This window comes from Algoriphagus sp. NBT04N3, from assembly GCF_019443765.1.
Classification (GTDB): domain Bacteria; phylum Bacteroidota; class Bacteroidia; order Cytophagales; family Cyclobacteriaceae; genus Algoriphagus; species Algoriphagus ornithinivorans.
Genome location: NZ_CP048415.1, coordinates 2994533 through 3011279, shown reverse-complemented (window position 1 = coordinate 3011279; position 16747 = coordinate 2994533). Strand labels below are relative to the sequence as shown.

Genomic DNA, 16747 nt, shown 5'->3' with positions numbered 1-16747 from the left:
ACTAGTTGGTGATGCTACCTTTTATTTAGACTGATTTTAATTACCCGACAAAAGTAGGGGCTCGAAATAAAAAATCAAAGGTTAATTAGATTAATTTTAAATAAGAATAAGATAGGTAAAAACACAAGAGGGTTGAGTCACTCAAAACTATTTGAGCTCTAATAAATTACAGGCAATTAAAAGTGTTTCTGGTCTATTTAAATTTTATTCCCGTAACGCTTTCACAAAGGCCTAACAATCGCTCTTGGTAAATGGAATCGTTTACAGCCTCATGACAAGGTTTTATTCGTTTATGAAAAAAATAATGCCCCGATGTCATTGCTTCTTTTTCCTGGCTCTCTGCCAACCAAACCTGGGTCTCCATTCCTTTTTGAAGGTCGTCAGTAGCATTTTTACCGCCCATTTTGGTTGGAACCCAGCCGGGATCAACAGAATTAGCTAAGAGATTTGGATAGCGCTTTGCCAATGCAGCTGCCATAGTGCTCACCATCAATTTAGTATCGGAGTAATTGATAGAAGATAGAACTTCTTTTCTATAAATAGGTCTGCCACCTAGATGCATTCCTGAACTGAGATATATGAGCCTTTTTGGGAGTTTAACGAGTGCGGTAAGTGTATAAGGAGCTAAAACATTTACCTGAAAAAGTGTTGGCGAATCGGCAGAGTAAACTCCGGCGTTATAAATGATTGCATCCATTTTTCCATATGCGTTGACTTGATCAGCAAGACTTTTTACTTCCTCCATCTTTGATAAATCACCAACCAGAATATCAGCTGCCTCCGTAATTTGTCCGGCAAGAACTTCTTTCTTCTCGGTATTTCTGGCATGAAGAAAGACAGTATGCCCTGATTGAATCAATTTTTCAGCGGCTAGTTTACCCAAGCCATCGGAGGATCCTGTTATAAATATCTTAGCCATAACATTTCTTTATTTCTCCATGGGATGCATTCGCAGTAATTCTTCTGCATTCCAAAACCCTTTCTTATCCTGAACTTCCTGCCTTACTTTCTTTACCAACTCAGGGGATATAGGGGAAGCTTGATTTCCGAATGAATTTCTCACATAGGTTAATACCGCAGCAACCTCTGTATCATCCAACATTCCCTCATAAGGTGTCATAGGAACCTGACCTGGATATTGTCTTCCCGCTACCTCAATAGGGCCCATAATCCCTTTCAAAACGATTTTGATTAGACGCTCCTCACTTCCGGTTACCCATGGGGTTCCTTTGAGTGGAGGAAACTGTGATGCTGTCAATCCATTGCCATCCATTTGATGACAAGTAGCACAAAATCCCTCTCTAGCATAGATTTCCTTTCCCAAAACAAATAATTCCCGATCTGAACCTGTCAAAGAGGACTTGATGTCTTCTTCTTTCTTTTGAGCAACAGAGAGTCCATTGATATGTGCCACGGCAGTTTCCAAAGTTCTCGGAATCCAGGTATTATCCTTGGGTTGATTTTCTGCCACAGCTAAAATCGGTAAGCCTTTTTCCCTCGGTAACCAGGAAGCTGCAGCTACTGCTTCCATTCTTACCCTACCATGTGGGTCTTTCACAGCCTGCATCAATAAATCAGCTTGATTTTCCACCTGATGCCCGGTATACCGAAGCACCCTGGTGGCAGCAGCTCTTACCTTATGGTCTTCAGACTTTAATAAATCATTTAATAAGGATTGATTCACCTGATTTATTCCCCAAGTTACCCACAGCGCTTCCAATCTATGATGCTCAAAATTTGGGTCATTTTTATCCAAATTTTTGACCCATTCAGCAACAGCCTCACTGACTTTCTTTGGATCCCTTCCCCTCAACTCTCTACGGGTTCTGTAGCGGGTTCTGTATTCAGGCAATTTTAAATTTTCCAAAAGTTCAGGAATTTCTGCTCCGTCTATTTTTGCGGGAGTAACCAAGGGTCTGGAAGGGTAGGTAACCCGATAAATTCTACCATGCACATGGTCTCTTAGTGGGTCACGGGCATTATGCTGCATATGTCCAATCAGAATATTATGCCAATCCACAATGTATAGGGATCCATCCGGAGCAAATTCCAGATCGACTGGCCTGAAATTTCTATCTGTGGAACTGATCAGATCCTGCCGGTATTCGGCATGAAAACCCACCGAATCCTCTACAATTTGATGCTGCTTGGTTCCCAAAAATCCTATGGTATTATTTAATAAAATATCTCCCTGAACCTCATCCGGAAAATGCCTACTGGAAACAAATTCCAATCCTGAGGTAGGTCTGACCATTTGCTCCTGCTCAATCAGATTTGGTCCCTTGAAGTTATTATTGCCATAGCGGGGAAGCGTAGACCCGGGAAGCATCCAGTTGAGGTTGGGGCCCGAAGTTTCTAGATAAAAATTTTGTCCCCAATCATCAAAGGCTATTCCCCAAGGATTGGGAATGGGAACCTGGTTCACTCTTTCAAGTTTATGTCTTTTGGGTTCGTAGCGATAAAAACCTCCATTGGTTCCTCTTACAGGCCCATAAGAAGTTTCTACATTGGTGTGTAAAAATACACCCTCGGCCATGTAAATAGCGCCTGATTCATCAGTAGTATAGGCTGAAATCGCATGATGGGTGTCATGATCATCAAATCCTGAAAGTAGAATGGTTTTTTTATCAGCTTGATCATCTCCATTAGTGTCTTGCAATAAAACTAAATTTGGAAGCTGGGACACATAGACCCCTTCCGCAGCCAATTCAAACCCCACAGGTAAGTGTAGATCTTCAGCGAAGACGGTTTGTTTATCAGCTTTACCATCTCCGTCAGTATCTTCCAAAATGATAAGCTTATCCTTTGGCTTGGGATCGCCAGGTTTATAGTGGGGATAACTTGGCATCGTGGCTACCCAAAGTCTACCTTTATTGTCAAATGAAATTTGGACAGGGTTGGCTAAGTCCGGGAAATCCTCTTCTGAAGCAAATAATTCGATTTTATACCCTTCAGCGACTTGTAAACTTTTTAGCGCCTCTTCACCATATTTATACTCCAAACTCCCATTGGCCTGAGGATTGTAATTGGTTTCCACCTCGGGAAGAGAGCGGGTTCTTGCATCTGCTGCTGCCAGATCATAGTTTTTTCCTAGGTTGGCTTCCCAAATTGCGGAGTCGCGATTAGCAGTCATTTGCCTGATTTTCTCCAGTTCATAGGGATAATTATCCGGGCCAAAAGGGTCATAACGACGTCCGAATACGTGAACCCCATTAGGTATTTTATAGTCATTGTGCCATAACCAATTTTTCTCCATTACTGCTATATGAATTTCAGCGAGATGTTGTTCAGCCTTTCTTTTTTCTTTTCCGAAAAGTTCATCTGCCAAAAAACCAGCAAATAGCTTGTAGCCCTTTTCATTGAGTTGGGATCCATCGATAGTTAAATCCTCCTTTTCAGAGTTATACCATTTTTTACTGGCGGAAAAAGCGTCAACAAACACGATTTCATGTTTTTTGGCCACTTCTTCCATGCCTTGGACATATGCTTCAATGAGTTCATTTTGGGATTTTCCGTCTGGGACATCTAAATGATCGCTGAGATCTTCGATAGCTATAGGAGACACAAGGGCCAGTTGAGGGGCAGTCTTCCCATTGTACTGTTGAGCTTTGGAATGAGTAATCCAGGCTTCTAATTCTTCTTTGAAAATGGGGAGTTTTTCCAAGCCCTGAAAGGACTCATTGAATCCAAAGAATCCCACCACAATATCTGTTTGAAGCCTAGTCAACCATTGATCTGGCTTTTCTAAAAATCCCTCACTGTTGGAATAGGTGGCATACTCATCTTGAAAAACCTCTGCACCAGGAAACGCCCAGGGGTCATTGGTTCCGGATCTTGGTCTAAAGCCGGGAGTATCCCCTGGATCGCATAGATTTCTGATAAATAGCGTGCTATCTGGGTAACGAACATGCATTTCTGTTTCAAACCATCCATATTCCATCATTCTTGAGCCAAGGTTATTTCCCACCAAAGCTATATGTGCGTTCTGATGTAGCTGGACTGTCATTTTCTCCTTACAGGAAGAAAAAAAAGCTGTGAGCAGTAATAAACAGATGATTGAAAATTGCTTCATGGGTTGAGGTTATTTAGGCTGAAAGGATCCAGATTTTTTAGGCTTTTGAAAAATCTACTCTTTCTGAATTGATATCTCTAAAATATCTCCTTTCTGTCAAAACAGTCGAATTATTCTGAAAATACTCCTGAAATAAGGATAAAGTAAGTTGAAATTTTATGTAAACGGTAGATTGATTTGCAAGAATTTAAAAGATAAAAAAACTAAATTCAGGCTTGTACTAGCCCAATCAACCTATGAAAACCTTTCAGAATATATTTTTCATAATTCTTCTTGCCGGGATCAGCTTTTCATGTGCCAAAAAAGAAGAATCAAGCCGGCAATTGACCGGAATCCCAAAAATTGACAAACTGAAACTTCCTGAAGGATTTGTTGCCGAATTACTGTATAGTCCCGGAGAAATGGATCAGGGTTCCTGGGTAGCGATGACATTTGATGATAAGGGCAGAATGATTGCTTCGGATCAGTATGGGTTTTTATATCGGTTGGAGCTGCCTCCGATCGGTTCGGATACTTCCGTCAAACCAAAAGTTGAAAAATTGATCATCGGAGATATTGCAGAGCCTCAGGTGGGGATGGGGTATGCACAAGGGCTACTTTATGCCTTTAATTCACTCTATGTCATGGTCAATCATCATTCGAATGAGACTTTTGCAAAGAGTACTGGATTGTACAGAATTCAGGATTTGGATGGGGATGATCAATATGAAACTGTTTCCACTATCCGACTTTTGGAGGGTGAACCGGGAGAACATGGGCCCCATTCCATGAAGCTTTCTCCAGATGGTCAATCCATAGTTTTGGCAGCAGGAAATCATGTGGATGTTCCTGAAATGGATCACTACAGGCTTCCTCGTGTTTGGAGGGAGGATAACCTTTTTCCATTGATCAAAGATCCTCGGGGACATGCCAATAACCGAGAGGCACCAGGAGGATGGATTGCTAAAATTGATCCGGAAGGAAAAAATTGGGAATTGATTGCAGCCGGTTTCAGAAATGAATTTGACATAGCATACAATGAAGTAGGGGATCTTTTTACCTATGACTCAGACATGGAATGGGACTTTGGGATGCCTTGGTACAGACCTACCCGAATTCTGCATGTCACCAGTGGAGCTGAGTTTGGCTGGCGAACAGGAAACTCGAAGTGGTCTCCTGAATTTCCGGATAACTTACCTGCCGTATTGAATATTGGACAAGGTTCCCCAACCAATGTGATGTTTGGAACAGAGGCCAAATTTCCGGCTCAATACAAAAAGGCCCTATTCGCTTTCGACTGGAGTTTTGGGATTATTTATGCTATTCATTTGACCCCTTCTGGAGCAAGCTATGAAGCTACTGCAGAAGAGTTTATTTCGGGCTCCCCTTTACCCTTGACAGATGGTACCATTGGGCCGGATGGGGCTATGTATTTTGCCACAGGAGGCAGAAGGTTGGAGTCGGATTTATATAGAGTTTATTACAAAGGCGAATCTGATGCTGCAGAACCAATGGAAGTAGCTGACTTACCTGATGCTGCAAAGACTAGAAGAGAGCTGGAACAATACCATTCGAAAAATGCAAGCTCAGAAGGATTGGAATTGGCATGGGCAAATCTGGCTCACGCTGACCGCTTTGTTCAATATGCTGCCAGGTTAGTTTTGGAGCATCAACCTATTGAGCTATGGAAATCCAACGCATTGAATGAATCAGATCCTGTGAAAAAGACTCAGGCCATTTTGGCTTTGGCTAGACATGGAAAGGATACAGATGCGGTGCCTATGGTTCGATCATTAATGGAGATTGACTATTCAAGCCTATCAGAGAAGGCAAAAGGAGACTTATTGAGAACTTTTGAAGTCATTTTATATCGTTATGATCAGGCGGCTTCACCAATCAAGGCAGACTTGGCGGCTTATCTTAACCCTAATTTTCCAGCAAAGGATAATCTGTTGAACCGATCACTTGCTGTTTTATTGACTCATTTGGATGCTCCTGATGCAGTGGAGAAGACTCTTGCTTCATTAAAAAGTGCTGAGGACGATGAGGAATATCAGAAAACTGTCACTTCTTCCTCGGAATTGATTTTCCGGAATCCTCAATATGGTTTGGATATAGCTAATATGTTGGCCAATGTTCCTCCTGCTCAGCAAACCTATTTTGCGACTGTTTTGGGAGGTGCTAATTCAGGCTGGACCGAAGATACCAGGAAGGAGTATTTCTCTTGGATTAAGAATGCTTTGACCAATTACAAGGGAGGAAGGAGCTATGTTGGTTTTTTGGACCGGGCTAGAAAGATGGCTTTGGCTAAAGTTGCGAAAGAGGACTTTGACAGATTTGATGAGCTATCAGGAGGAAAATTGTTGACAAGCAGTGGGAATGATTTGGCTGGGGAGGGGATTCAGCCTGAAGGTCCAGGGAGAAGGTGGACCGTGGAGGAAGCTTTGCCTTTGGTAGACAGCCTTCAAGCTAGAGATTTTGTAAGAGGCAAAGCCATGTATGCCGCAACCCTTTGTCAATCCTGTCACAGTATGCAGGGTGAGGGCGGAGTGATTGGTCCGGATTTGACCCAATTGGAATCTAGGTTCTCTAAAAAGGATATTTTAGAAGCTACGATTAATCCTAGTCAGACTATTTCAGAGCAGTATCATGCCACGGTTTTTGAATTGAAAGAAGGTGGGTCTATAGTCGGAAGATTGACCGATGAAGATGGAGCCAATTATTATGTTTCTCAAAACCCATTTGCTCCGGACCAATTGAGAAAGATTCCTAAAAATACGGTTGCTTTCACTAAAAATTCCGAGGTTTCAATCATGCTTCCAGGTTTGATAAACAGATTGAATGAGGAGGAGTTGAAGGACTTAATGGCTTACCTGATTTCCGGTGGAAATGAAAATCATCCGGTATTTCAAAATAAGGCCACAGCTCAAAAATAATATAAGGCACAATCATCATTCATTCTGAGAAATATGAAAAATATAATTTTCTATCTGGTTTTAATTGTCGGGTTAATTGGGTGTAAGAATGAATCTTCTGATTCTTCAGAAACCGGAAAAGAAGTGGAGACTGTACAAGTGATTCCGATCCAAACTCCTAAGGGAGAATTTAAAGTTTGGACCAAAAGGGTAGGAGACAATCCTACTATGAAAGTATTATTGCTTCATGGAGGGCCCGGAATGACTCATGAACAGTACGGTAATTTTGATGAGTATTTACCTCAGGAAGGAATAGAGTTTATTTGGTATGATCAATTGGGCTCTGCGCATTCAGATCAGCCCGAAGATTCTTCTCTATGGACAATTGAGCGCTTTGTGGATGAAGTGGAGCAAGTGAGAAAAGCCCTAGGTCTAAACAAGGATAATTTTTATTTACTCGGTCAATCATGGGGTGGTATGCTGGGGATGGAGTATGCATTCAGACATCAGGAAAACCTGAAAGGTCTTATTATCTGTAATATGATGTCAAGCTTGGATGAGTATGAAAAATACGCCAAAGAAGTGCTAGGGCCTCAGATGCCAGCAGAAGTGTTTGCTGAAATAATGGAGATCGAAAAAAATATGGACTTTGAGAATCCGAGATACATGGAATTACTGGAAGTTCACCATTACCCTCAGCATGTATTAAGAATGCCAGCAGGTCAGTGGCCTGAGGAAATTAACCGTATGATGACTCAGGTAAACCCTGATGTATACATTTATATGCAAGGATATAGTGAGTTTGGAATTACTCCTGGTGCAAGTTTAGAAGGTTGGGATGTAAGAGAAAAGCTAAAGACTATCACTGTTCCAACTCTAGTGGTTGGAGGATCCCATGATACTATGGATCCTAAGCATATGGAGTGGATGTCCAAACAAATGGGAAATGGAAGATTTTTACTTTGCCCAAATGGTAGTCATCTAAGTCAATATGATGATCCTTCCCACTTTTTTCCCGGAATAATCAAATTTATCAAAGATGTAGATTCTGGAAGTTTTTAAAGCTTCAATCACAAAACCTGATACACCACAATAAAGTGGGAGAGTGTACCTAAAAGTACGAATACGTGCCAAACCGTGTGAAAGTAGCGTCTATTGCTCATGATGTAAAAAATCACCCCTAAGGTGTAGCTCAAACCTCCTGCAGCCAGCCAGAAAATATTTTCAGTACTTAAGTTCTGGATGATGGAATCATAAATAAACACTGAGATCCAGCCCATCAGTAGGTATAAACCCACTGACACAAATTTGAAACGGCCGGTGAAGAAGATTTTGAAGAGAGTTCCGACAAGAACAAAACTCCAGATCAATCCTAAAAAAGGCAACGCTTCTTCTTTGGGCAACACAGCCAAAACCATGGGTGTGTATGTTCCTGCAATCAGGAAATAGATGGAAATATGATCGCTCTTTTGAAGTAGAGCTTTCCATTTTTGATTGGAAACAGCATGATAAAGCGTAGAGCTTGCGTAAACCATCAGCATTCCCAAACTAAAAGCAATAGCGGAAGCAAAAGTCCAAGAATCATTGCTTTCAAAGGCTTTCCATAATAAAAAAGGAATTCCGATTAAGGCTAGCAGAACACCAATCCCATGAGAAATTGTATTTGCAATTTCTTCCATTTTGGTTTGGGGCCGTTTTGATTTTTTGCTTGCCATACTTAAATCGAAGAAAAATCAGGCCAAAATAGTTCGGGGAATAAAAAAATGAGGCTGTCTCATATATCGGTCTAATGTCAGCCTGAGCGCCTGCCTGACTTCAGGCAGGGAGTCGAAGGCTATTTCTATTGTTTTAAGCACATTTCGACTTCGCTCAATGTGACAAGTTTCACCTTTGAGACAGCCTCATTAAGAAGTAATACTTTTTTATTTAGAACTGACTTTTAAACTGTTCCATTTTTTGATCCACCATGGTATCAACAGGGAAAGAAACCATAACGCCTTCCCAAGCCATTGTCACGGTTGCTACCTTATTATCTCCTGCGGAAATATGATATTGCAATCTTTCGGTATTTCCACCTCTCGTGGTGGAGGCTTTGAATGCAACAGCATCATCTTTTGCAACAGCCTCTTCATCTATTTTACCGTCTTTCATGTAGGCAAAAACGGAAGCTGCCTTACTGTTTAGATGCACTGTCCAGTCGCCTGACTCAGTTGGAGTCATGAAAATAGAGTATTTACCTGCTCTAAGTGTTTTGCCGCCCACACTTACCGCTGTACTGAATTCAATCACGGTTTGAGCATTAGCGCCTGCTCTCCACGTTACCCCATACTTTTCTAATTCTCCAAAGATTTTTCTTCCTTTCACGGCAGGAGAGGAGTAATCAATGCTGATTTTAGTGAATCCTACAACCTGCGAAACTGAAGCTGCAGGGCTTAATGCCGGACTTTGCAACTGAGCAAAGGCTGAAAAAGAGGTTGCCACTAGTAGGGCAAACGCTAAAAAAAGAGATTTTGAATTTTTCATATCTGTTTGGTTTTGGGTTTTGTTTGGAAAGCTAACAAAATTTCAACTCGGATGTTTCAATTTAAGGGTATTTCGAAAATTTCGGCACAGGGTTAATTAGATTTAGTATAATCGCGCACAAGAATAGTTTAGCTTAATTATTTCCAATCCCATAATACGATATCCCATTCCTCATATTCATCCTGAAAAGTGTGGATGGTTTGAAAGCCAATCTTTTTATGAGCGCTTAAGGAACGTAAGTTTTTCTTTGAGATTTCGGTAATAGCAAAGTCATATTCCTTGCTGAATAATTCTCTGTAAGCAGCATATGCATTTGCAAATAGTCCTTGTGATCTGAATTCTTTAGCCACGCAAATTTGCCCTATCGCCAGATAACTATAGCTTGATACTTTCTTGCCTTTCCAGTTTATGTGATCAAACTGCTCAAACATGGGTAAGAGCATTGGAATAGAAGTTCTTGAAGCAGGCGGCATGGCCAAAATATAAGCGATCACTTCTTTGTCTTGGATGGCGATGAGTTGCTTTTCAAACTCATTCAACTTTGTTAAATCTTCCAAACTGTGACATACCCGAACGAAGCCTTCTTTTTGAATAGTTTCAAGACTTAAATTTTGCAAAAGATTGGCTTGCTGTAAAGCTATTATTCCCCTGAAATCCTCACTGTTTTGTGCTGTTCTGAAGTGATAGTCCATAATACTTAAAAATGGAAGTCTTTGTTAATGAATAAGATAGGATTGATTAATTCAGGGTTTCTGGCCGTATCTATCTTGAAAATTGAAGATAAATTGAAAATAAATTAGTTCGAAAGAAACAGGAAAAATAAACCCAGATTCAAGTAATAAGTGCAACACTAAAGGTTTAAGGAAGGAAGCCTAGGCTTCCTTCCTTAGGCTGAAGAATTAAATTAGTGTTGTCATGCAGAAATTCAATCATCTCAGCCCAGAGCAAAGGTACCAAATCGAAATTTTAATCAAACAAGGGGTGACTCAGACCGGTATTGCCCGAGCTTTAGGAGTTCATAAAAGCACCATTTGTCGGGAGCTTCGTCGGAACACGGGTCTACGCGGGCGCAATGCGGGTGAATATGTCGCTCGTGTCGCTCAAAACAGAACCGATGAACGGCATAAGCTTAAACCCAAGAATATCCGTTTCAAGGCTGAGCTAAAGGAACAAGCTCGAGTTTGGCTCAAGGAGGAAAAACTGAGTCCGAATTGATTGCTGCCAAATGGGAATTGGATGGAAACCGGGCGTGTCCCATGAAACCATTTATCAATGGATTTGGAAAGCCAAGAAAAGTAAGCATTGGTCATTGACCAGAGATCGGGAGCTTTATAAATGCCTCCGCCATGGGAAAAGAAAGCGAAAAAGAGGCAATTACAGAGATTCCAGAGGAATCATAAAGGAAAGAGTGCCTATTGAACAACGACCTGCTGTTGTAGCCCTAAGGGAGCGAATAGGCGATATAGAAGTCGATCTGATGATGGGTAAGAACCACCAGTCTGCTCTTCTGGTCTTGGTAGATAGGGCTACCCTGATTACCACTATGGAGAAATTATCCGGTAAGAATGCTGATGCTATTGAACAGAAATTAGCTAAGCGAATCCAAAGGATTGGGCCTTCCTTTTTCAAATCGATCACCTTTGATAATGACATGGCTTTTGCAAACCATCACTTGATTCGAGACAAATACAATATCCCAACCTACTTTACTCGGCCGTATACTTCGCAGGATAAAGGAACTGTCGAAAACAGAATAGGATTGATTAGAGCTTTCTTACCTAAAAAAACTGACCTCAATGAAATCTCAACAGAACAAATACAAGCAATCGAGGCTAAAATCAATAACAGACCCGTTAGAAAGTTTAATTACCTTAGTCCAATACAAAAACTCAAACAAAAATTAGGTGTTGCACTTATAAGTTGAACACGGCAAATATTGAAGTAGGTATGAAAAAGAAAAACATATAGGTGTCTAAAAGCCTTATTTCATTGTCAAGAATAAGAAGATCGATCAAAAATCAATTAATCTCCTTCACTAAGAGAAAAACTTCCGTCTCCCTTAAAAGAAGTTAGCGTGATAGTGACTTGCCATATCCCCGGGGACCCAGAGGCTGTCACACCGGAGAAAGAGTCTGGCTCAGTTCCTCCTCTAAGGGATCTATTTAATACAACATTACCATTGGAATCCTTAACCTCCATGTTGAATGTTCCAGAACTGGTGGAGGTTATGTCGGCATTGTAATCAGCAGTTCTTAAATTGTTTCTCCATAAAAAAGTTTTACTGCCACTGCCTCCATTACCTGTAAAGTTCCCATCCACGTCTCCATTAAAATCATCTCCATCTTCGAAAAGCACCTGTCCATTAATTGAAATCCTAATATCCATGGATGTATCCTCTTCTGAGGTACATCCAACCAATGATATTGCCAAAAGAAGAGTGACTATTTTCAAATATTTCATAGGAATAAAGAGCTTAATTTTGGACAATGATACATATATTCTAATACAAAAAGAAAGCCAATCTTTTTATAGACTGGCTTTCTTTAATCAAGTAGTAGTTCAATTACTTAGCATTGAATGTAATATTTGCTAAAATAAATGTTCCAATTTCAGCTCCACCTTGAGGCTCACTGACAATGTAGAGTTTGCGTTTTTTTCCATCTGTTTGGCCCGTGACAGGAATAGTTACCTGATCATAGATTACTGGCATTCCAGGCGCCTTTTGTTGATTTTTCTGAACAAATGTACCTTTAGCCAAAACTTCTCCAGTTGGGCTATCTAATCTGATTTCGAAATCTACTCCTATTTTCAAGGGCTCTACAGAAGCGGTAGTCAAGGTAACAGACCCAACCCCCGTCATGTCAGTGGCAGGTAAAGAAAAATGACCTTTTTGACCTGGCACCATCATCAAGTTATTGCCATCGAAGGACATTGAAGTATATCCTTCCATATCCCCTGATCTTCCTAAATCAATGGTATTGGCAGTCAAAACTATCGAGCTACTGCCTGACAAGGGTTTGATGTTTTCTCCACCTGCGTCGGTGTAGGATGCATTGATTATTAAGGCTCCTTTTGGTGAAGGGGTTTTGCCTAATGTTGGATCTAAACTGCCTTTAGAAGCTAAGCTAGGTTTTTGTTCACCTTTTAAAGAAAGTACATAGGTCACCAAAGCTTTCAAGTCTGATTCTTTCAAATCTGGATTTGCTGGCATTACTGTTTCGCCCCAGACTCCTCCGCCACCATTTTTGATTTTCTCCATCAAATAGGCTGCATCTCTATTTCTATACTTTTTGGCTACTTCTGTATAGGCAGGGCCAACGGAAGCTTCGTTTTCTTTGTGGCAGGTTTTACAGGTAAGCGACTGTACCAGTGCTTTTCCTGTCATAGCCTCACTCATGACTTTATGGCCCATATCTGCCTCTGCTTGATCCAGCCCTTCGATGTAATCAGCTGCTACATATAAGTTGTTTAAATCATTGGAGGCTTCTGGATGATTTTGGTCGGTTACCGTGATTTGGTAGTTTACTTTTTTACCGGGAAAATAGAAGGATTGATTACCCTCTACCTTTATACTCACTTCAGGAGCTACATTTCCCACATATACATTTGCTTTGGGCCCTTTTCCTTCCATCCCTGCCGGATCAGAAGCCATGACCGTCACTTCATACTCACCAACTGAATCAAAAGTGGTGGTAAGTTTAGGCTCTGTGGTTTTTTCTGTTTTTCCATTTCCCAGGTCCCAAACATAGGTGATTGGGTCTTTTTCAGGATCTGAGGCTTGGGCAGTAAAGGTAACTGACAATGGTGCCAACCCGGAGGATTTATCTGCTGTTACAGATTCAACCACAGGAGGTCTATTTCCTCCGTTAAAATCTATTCTTGAAAGTCCGGCGTCAGGATTTTTGGTAAACCATCCATTTCCATATTCCAAAATATAAATTTTGCCATCAGGACCCATTTCCATATCTATCAAGGAGTTGAATTTGGTATTGGGCATGAAAGGCTCCATTTTGGAGAAATCACCGTTTTCTTCCATAGTAACTACTTTAACCCAACCTCTAATCCAATCATAGATGAAGAGTTTGCCATCGAAATAATCAGGCATTTTGCCTTCACTTTGATATAAATCAGAATAGTAAACAGGTCCTGCCATCGCATTTCTACCTCCTGTTCCTACTTGTGGGAAGTCGGTTGATGCTGCATATGGATACCAAATGAATGCCGCTTGGGTGGCAGGTAATTCTTTGAGACCTGTATTATGAGGTGAATTATTAACTGGCTTTGCAGGATCGAACTTCAATCCGGATTTTCCAGCGGCGTAATCATACTCAAAATAGGTGTAGTTATTTCCAATAGCATAAGGCCATCCAAAATTACCGGCTGTTCTTGCTTGATTGACTTCGTCATAGCCTCTCGGGCCCTTGCTGTCTAATGAATCATTGCTGGCATCGGGACCTACTTCACCCCAGTATAGAAAACCTGTTTTTTGGTCTACGGCAATTCTGTATGGGTTTCTATTTCCTTGAACATATATTTCAGGTCTGGTATTAGCAGTGCCTTCGGGATAAAGATTGCCTGCAGGGATAGTGTAAGAACCGTCATCTTGGACTTTGATTCTAAGGATTTTTCCTCTTAGGTCGTTGGAGTTTCCGGAGCTTCTTCTGGCATCCCATTGCTTTCTTCCCTCTCTTCCGTCCAAAGGAGCAAAGCCACTCAAGACATATTGGGAATCATTTTGATTGAACGGGGTAGAGTTGTCACCAGTCGATAAATAAAGATTTCCATCCTTATCAAATGCGATGGAACCACCAGTATGACAACAAATATTTCTATCTGAAGCGACGTCTAAGATTACTTTTTCTGAACTCATATCCCAAACACCGTCTTTGAAGACAAATCGGGAAAGTCTGTTTATCTCCGCATCACCTGCTGGAGAATAGTAAACAAAGACAAAATTATTGGAAGCATAGTTGGGGTCTTTCTGGATTCCCATCAATCCCTCTTCAGCATTTACTCCGGGTACTTCAGATTTCCAATAAACATTCAGTTTGGCTACTTCTTCTAGCTTCTCGGTTTCATTATTAAAATAAAGAATTTCACCTCTTCTTTGAGCCACCAAAATATCCAGGTTGGGTAAAATGGTCATTTCTGTAGGCTCGGTAAACTCACCCATGGAAAGGTAAGTCTTGGTAAAGCGATTTTCCTCTGGAGCCCTCTTACTTGTGGCTGCGGTATAATCCAATTCCAGATTTTCGCCGATTGCATATTGAATCCCCGCCAATAAATGTTTGAGAAAGTCTTCTTCCTGATAGGACTCCTTGGTATGGCCACCACCGGTATAAAATGCTCTTCCTCCATCAAAGTCATGATACCATGCGATTGGGTGATCTCCCATATCCAGTCCTCCTTGGTAAGAAGACTCGTCTAGCATCAAAAGTTTTTTGGTATCGGGGTTTACCTTTTTATAGCTGTACCACTCGTCTGTTCTTTCCCATGATTCAGGAAGAAAATTGACGGAAGGGTGTTTTTCAGCAGTTCGTGTTACGATTCCCTTCTGAACATTTGGATGAGGGTCATTGATACCTGGGTGATCTGCGAAATATCCGCCAACCAATTTCCCGTACCAGCCCCATTCGTATTCCGTGTCAGCCGCTGCGTGAATTCCCACATAGCCACCGCCTGATTGAATATATCTTTCGAAATCAGCTTCCTGATAGTGATCCAAGACATCTCCGGTAGTGCTAAGCCAGATTACCGCAGCATATTTGGCCAAGTTTTCCTCATTGATATCTTCTGCATTCTGGGTTTGATCCACATCAAAGCCATTTTCAGCTCCCAACTTCTGAATTGCTGCTATTCCATCCGGGATAGATTCATGAACAAATCCAGCTGTTTTACTGAAAATAAGGACTTTAGGGTTTCCTTCTCTTTTGTTTTTACAGGCAGAAAATGCCAGCATTACTACCAAAAAAAGGATAAATAGGTTTTTAAGGGTTTTTGAGAAATTCATTACTGTATAATTTTAAGCAAAATAGGGAATTCTAAAATTCCGCCTGCTAAGTAATTGAATTTCGGTGATTTTCGAAGATGAATAGCTCTATTTTTTCAAATTGAGACAATAAAAAATTAAAATCTGACAAGCATAGGTTTATCAGATTAGTAAGAAAGTCTTTTATGAGGCTTAAGCTTGTCTATTGGATGACTTCCTTGGTACCAAGGTGGTTTCCAAAACAATGGAAATAGGATCGTCTGAAGCTAGGCCATCCAATTGATCTAAAAGATGGCTTACTGCCAATTTTCCCATTTCATAGCCGGGTTGAGATACTGTAGTCAAAGGCGGTTCTACTACCGCCGATGTAGGGTTGTTTGTAAATCCTGCAAGGGCGATTTCCTCTGGAACTTTAAGTCCAATAGATTTCCAGTAGGTCAAGACATCTACCGCAACCGGATCTATCATACAAAAAACTGCATCAGGACGAGATTTCATCGCTGCAATTTCTTTGGCTACTTCTATATTTCCCTCTAAGGTCAAATCGGTAACTTTAATAAAGTCAGAGTTTTCCTTAATTCCGTACTCATTAAGGGCTTTTAGATAGCCTTCTTTTCTCTTTTTAGAAATATATAGGTCTTCAGGTCCGGAAACGAATACAATATTTCTACATCCCATTTCCAAAAGGTGATGAGTCACCTGATACGCGCCGCCTGCATCATTGAAAGTCACTTTGGACACAGGGATGTCCTCCTGAACACGATCAAAAAGGACAAAAGGGATTTCTCGGCTATAGAGCTCGTAGAGATGCTCATAATGATTGGTTTCTCTACTTAATGAAATCAAAAGTGCATCTACTTGAGAGGCGACTAAGGTTCTGATATTGGCAATTTCCTGATCAATGGATTCATTGGATTGACAAATCATCACATTATATCCTCTTTTATTGGCGTGATCCTGAATGCCGCTAATACAGGATGCAAAGAAGTGGGAGGTAATTTCAGGTACAATCACTCCAAGGGTTTTGGTTCGGCTGATTCTAAGACTCTGCGCCAAGAGATTGGGTTGATAGTTCATCTCCTTTGCCATCTCCACAATCTTCCGCTTGGTTTCTGGATGTAACTCAGGAGAATCTTTCAATGCACGAGAAATGGTGGAAACGGATACCCCCAGTTTCTTCGCAATTTCCTTCATGGTAACCTGATGCCCTTTTTTCATGTGTTTAAAATCGTTTCTCAGAAGTCACATGGAATCTCGCATAAATTAAAA

General features: G+C 41.0%; 12 protein-coding genes. 4 read left to right on the top strand and 8 right to left on the bottom strand.

What is annotated here, in order from left to right:
* Positions 1 to 193: 193 nt before the first annotated feature.
* Both GYM62_RS12990 and GYM62_RS12985 read right to left on the bottom strand, forming a co-directional pair.
* Entirely contained in the window at positions 194 to 919 is a 726-nt protein-coding gene (locus tag GYM62_RS12990; RefSeq protein WP_219956736.1) for an SDR family NAD(P)-dependent oxidoreductase, read from the bottom strand.
* A gap of 9 nt (positions 920 to 928) precedes the next feature.
* Positions 929 to 4072: a PVC-type heme-binding CxxCH protein gene (locus GYM62_RS12985; protein ID WP_219956735.1), complete on the bottom strand. Its 3144-nt coding sequence runs from the start codon at positions 4070 to 4072 to the stop codon at positions 929 to 931.
* Positions 4073 to 4308: 236 nt separating this feature from the next.
* Between GYM62_RS12985 and GYM62_RS12980 the strand changes: the two genes are divergently transcribed.
* Entirely contained in the window at positions 4309 to 6987 is a 2679-nt protein-coding gene (locus tag GYM62_RS12980; RefSeq protein WP_219956734.1) for a c-type cytochrome, read from the top strand.
* 33 nt (positions 6988 to 7020) lie between these two features.
* Positions 7021 to 8028 (top strand): proline iminopeptidase-family hydrolase, encoded by a 1008-nt coding sequence (locus tag GYM62_RS12975; RefSeq protein ID WP_219956733.1) that lies wholly within the window; start codon positions 7021 to 7023, stop codon positions 8026 to 8028.
* A gap of 8 nt (positions 8029 to 8036) precedes the next feature.
* Here the strand turns inward: GYM62_RS12975 and GYM62_RS12970 are convergent, their stop codons facing one another.
* The 3 genes from GYM62_RS12970 to GYM62_RS12960 all read right to left on the bottom strand — a co-directional run bounded on the left by GYM62_RS12970 (position 8037) and on the right by GYM62_RS12960 (position 10181).
* Positions 8037 to 8645 carry a hemolysin III family protein gene (locus tag GYM62_RS12970; protein ID WP_219956732.1) on the bottom strand — a complete coding sequence of 203 codons (609 nt, stop codon included), beginning with the start codon at positions 8643 to 8645 and terminating at the stop codon, positions 8037 to 8039.
* Between the two features lie 247 nt (positions 8646 to 8892).
* Positions 8893 to 9489, bottom strand: coding sequence for a DUF2911 domain-containing protein (locus GYM62_RS12965; protein WP_144606599.1), 597 nt, complete (start codon positions 9487 to 9489; stop codon positions 8893 to 8895).
* Between the two features lie 137 nt (positions 9490 to 9626).
* Positions 9627 to 10181, bottom strand: coding sequence for a GNAT family N-acetyltransferase (locus GYM62_RS12960; RefSeq protein WP_219956731.1), 555 nt, complete (start codon positions 10179 to 10181; stop codon positions 9627 to 9629).
* Between the two features lie 223 nt (positions 10182 to 10404).
* On the opposite strand from GYM62_RS12960, the gene GYM62_RS12955 reads away from it, so the two are divergent.
* Both GYM62_RS12955 and GYM62_RS12950 read left to right on the top strand, forming a co-directional pair.
* Positions 10405 to 10704, top strand: a complete 300-nt coding sequence (locus GYM62_RS12955) for a helix-turn-helix domain-containing protein (RefSeq protein WP_219956730.1) — start codon at positions 10405 to 10407, stop codon at positions 10702 to 10704.
* 10 nt (positions 10705 to 10714) lie between these two features.
* Entirely contained in the window at positions 10715 to 11413 is a 699-nt protein-coding gene (locus GYM62_RS12950; protein WP_219956729.1) for an IS30 family transposase, read from the top strand.
* A 98-nt stretch (positions 11414 to 11511) separates the two neighbouring features.
* Here the strand turns inward: GYM62_RS12950 and GYM62_RS12945 are convergent, their stop codons facing one another.
* The 3 genes from GYM62_RS12945 to GYM62_RS12935 all read right to left on the bottom strand — a co-directional run bounded on the left by GYM62_RS12945 (position 11512) and on the right by GYM62_RS12935 (position 16696).
* Positions 11512 to 11949: a hypothetical protein gene (locus GYM62_RS12945; protein WP_219956728.1), complete on the bottom strand. Its 438-nt coding sequence runs from the start codon at positions 11947 to 11949 to the stop codon at positions 11512 to 11514.
* Positions 11950 to 12052: 103 nt separating this feature from the next.
* The gene (locus GYM62_RS12940) at positions 12053 to 15499 is read right to left on the bottom strand and encodes a ThuA domain-containing protein (RefSeq protein WP_219956727.1); all 3447 of its coding nucleotides are present in this window, start codon (positions 15497 to 15499) and stop codon (positions 12053 to 12055) included.
* Between the two features lie 171 nt (positions 15500 to 15670).
* Positions 15671 to 16696, bottom strand: coding sequence for a LacI family DNA-binding transcriptional regulator (locus GYM62_RS12935; RefSeq protein WP_144606591.1), 1026 nt, complete (start codon positions 16694 to 16696; stop codon positions 15671 to 15673).
* Positions 16697 to 16747: the final 51 nt, after the last annotated feature.

Bases quoted from the DNA above. Each gene is read 5' to 3' on its own strand.
- GYM62_RS12990 (WP_219956736.1), bottom strand. From the start codon at position 919: ATGGCTAAGATATTTATAACAGGATCCTCCGATGGCTTGGGTAAACTA.
- GYM62_RS12985 (WP_219956735.1), bottom strand. From the start codon at position 4,072: ATGAAGCAATTTTCAATCATCTGTTTATTACTGCTCACAGCTTTTTTT.
- GYM62_RS12980 (WP_219956734.1), top strand. From the start codon at position 4,309: ATGAAAACCTTTCAGAATATATTTTTCATAATTCTTCTTGCCGGGATC.
- GYM62_RS12975 (WP_219956733.1), top strand. From the start codon at position 7,021: ATGAAAAATATAATTTTCTATCTGGTTTTAATTGTCGGGTTAATTGGG.
- GYM62_RS12970 (WP_219956732.1), bottom strand. From the start codon at position 8,645: ATGGAAGAAATTGCAAATACAATTTCTCATGGGATTGGTGTTCTGCTA.
- GYM62_RS12965 (WP_144606599.1), bottom strand. From the start codon at position 9,489: ATGAAAAATTCAAAATCTCTTTTTTTAGCGTTTGCCCTACTAGTGGCA.
- GYM62_RS12960 (WP_219956731.1), bottom strand. From the start codon at position 10,181: ATGGACTATCACTTCAGAACAGCACAAAACAGTGAGGATTTCAGGGGA.
- GYM62_RS12955 (WP_219956730.1), top strand. From the start codon at position 10,405: ATGCAGAAATTCAATCATCTCAGCCCAGAGCAAAGGTACCAAATCGAA.
- GYM62_RS12950 (WP_219956729.1), top strand. From the start codon at position 10,715: ATGGGAATTGGATGGAAACCGGGCGTGTCCCATGAAACCATTTATCAA.
- GYM62_RS12945 (WP_219956728.1), bottom strand. From the start codon at position 11,949: ATGAAATATTTGAAAATAGTCACTCTTCTTTTGGCAATATCATTGGTT.
- GYM62_RS12940 (WP_219956727.1), bottom strand. From the start codon at position 15,499: ATGAATTTCTCAAAAACCCTTAAAAACCTATTTATCCTTTTTTTGGTA.
- GYM62_RS12935 (WP_144606591.1), bottom strand. From the start codon at position 16,696: ATGAAAAAAGGGCATCAGGTTACCATGAAGGAAATTGCGAAGAAACTG.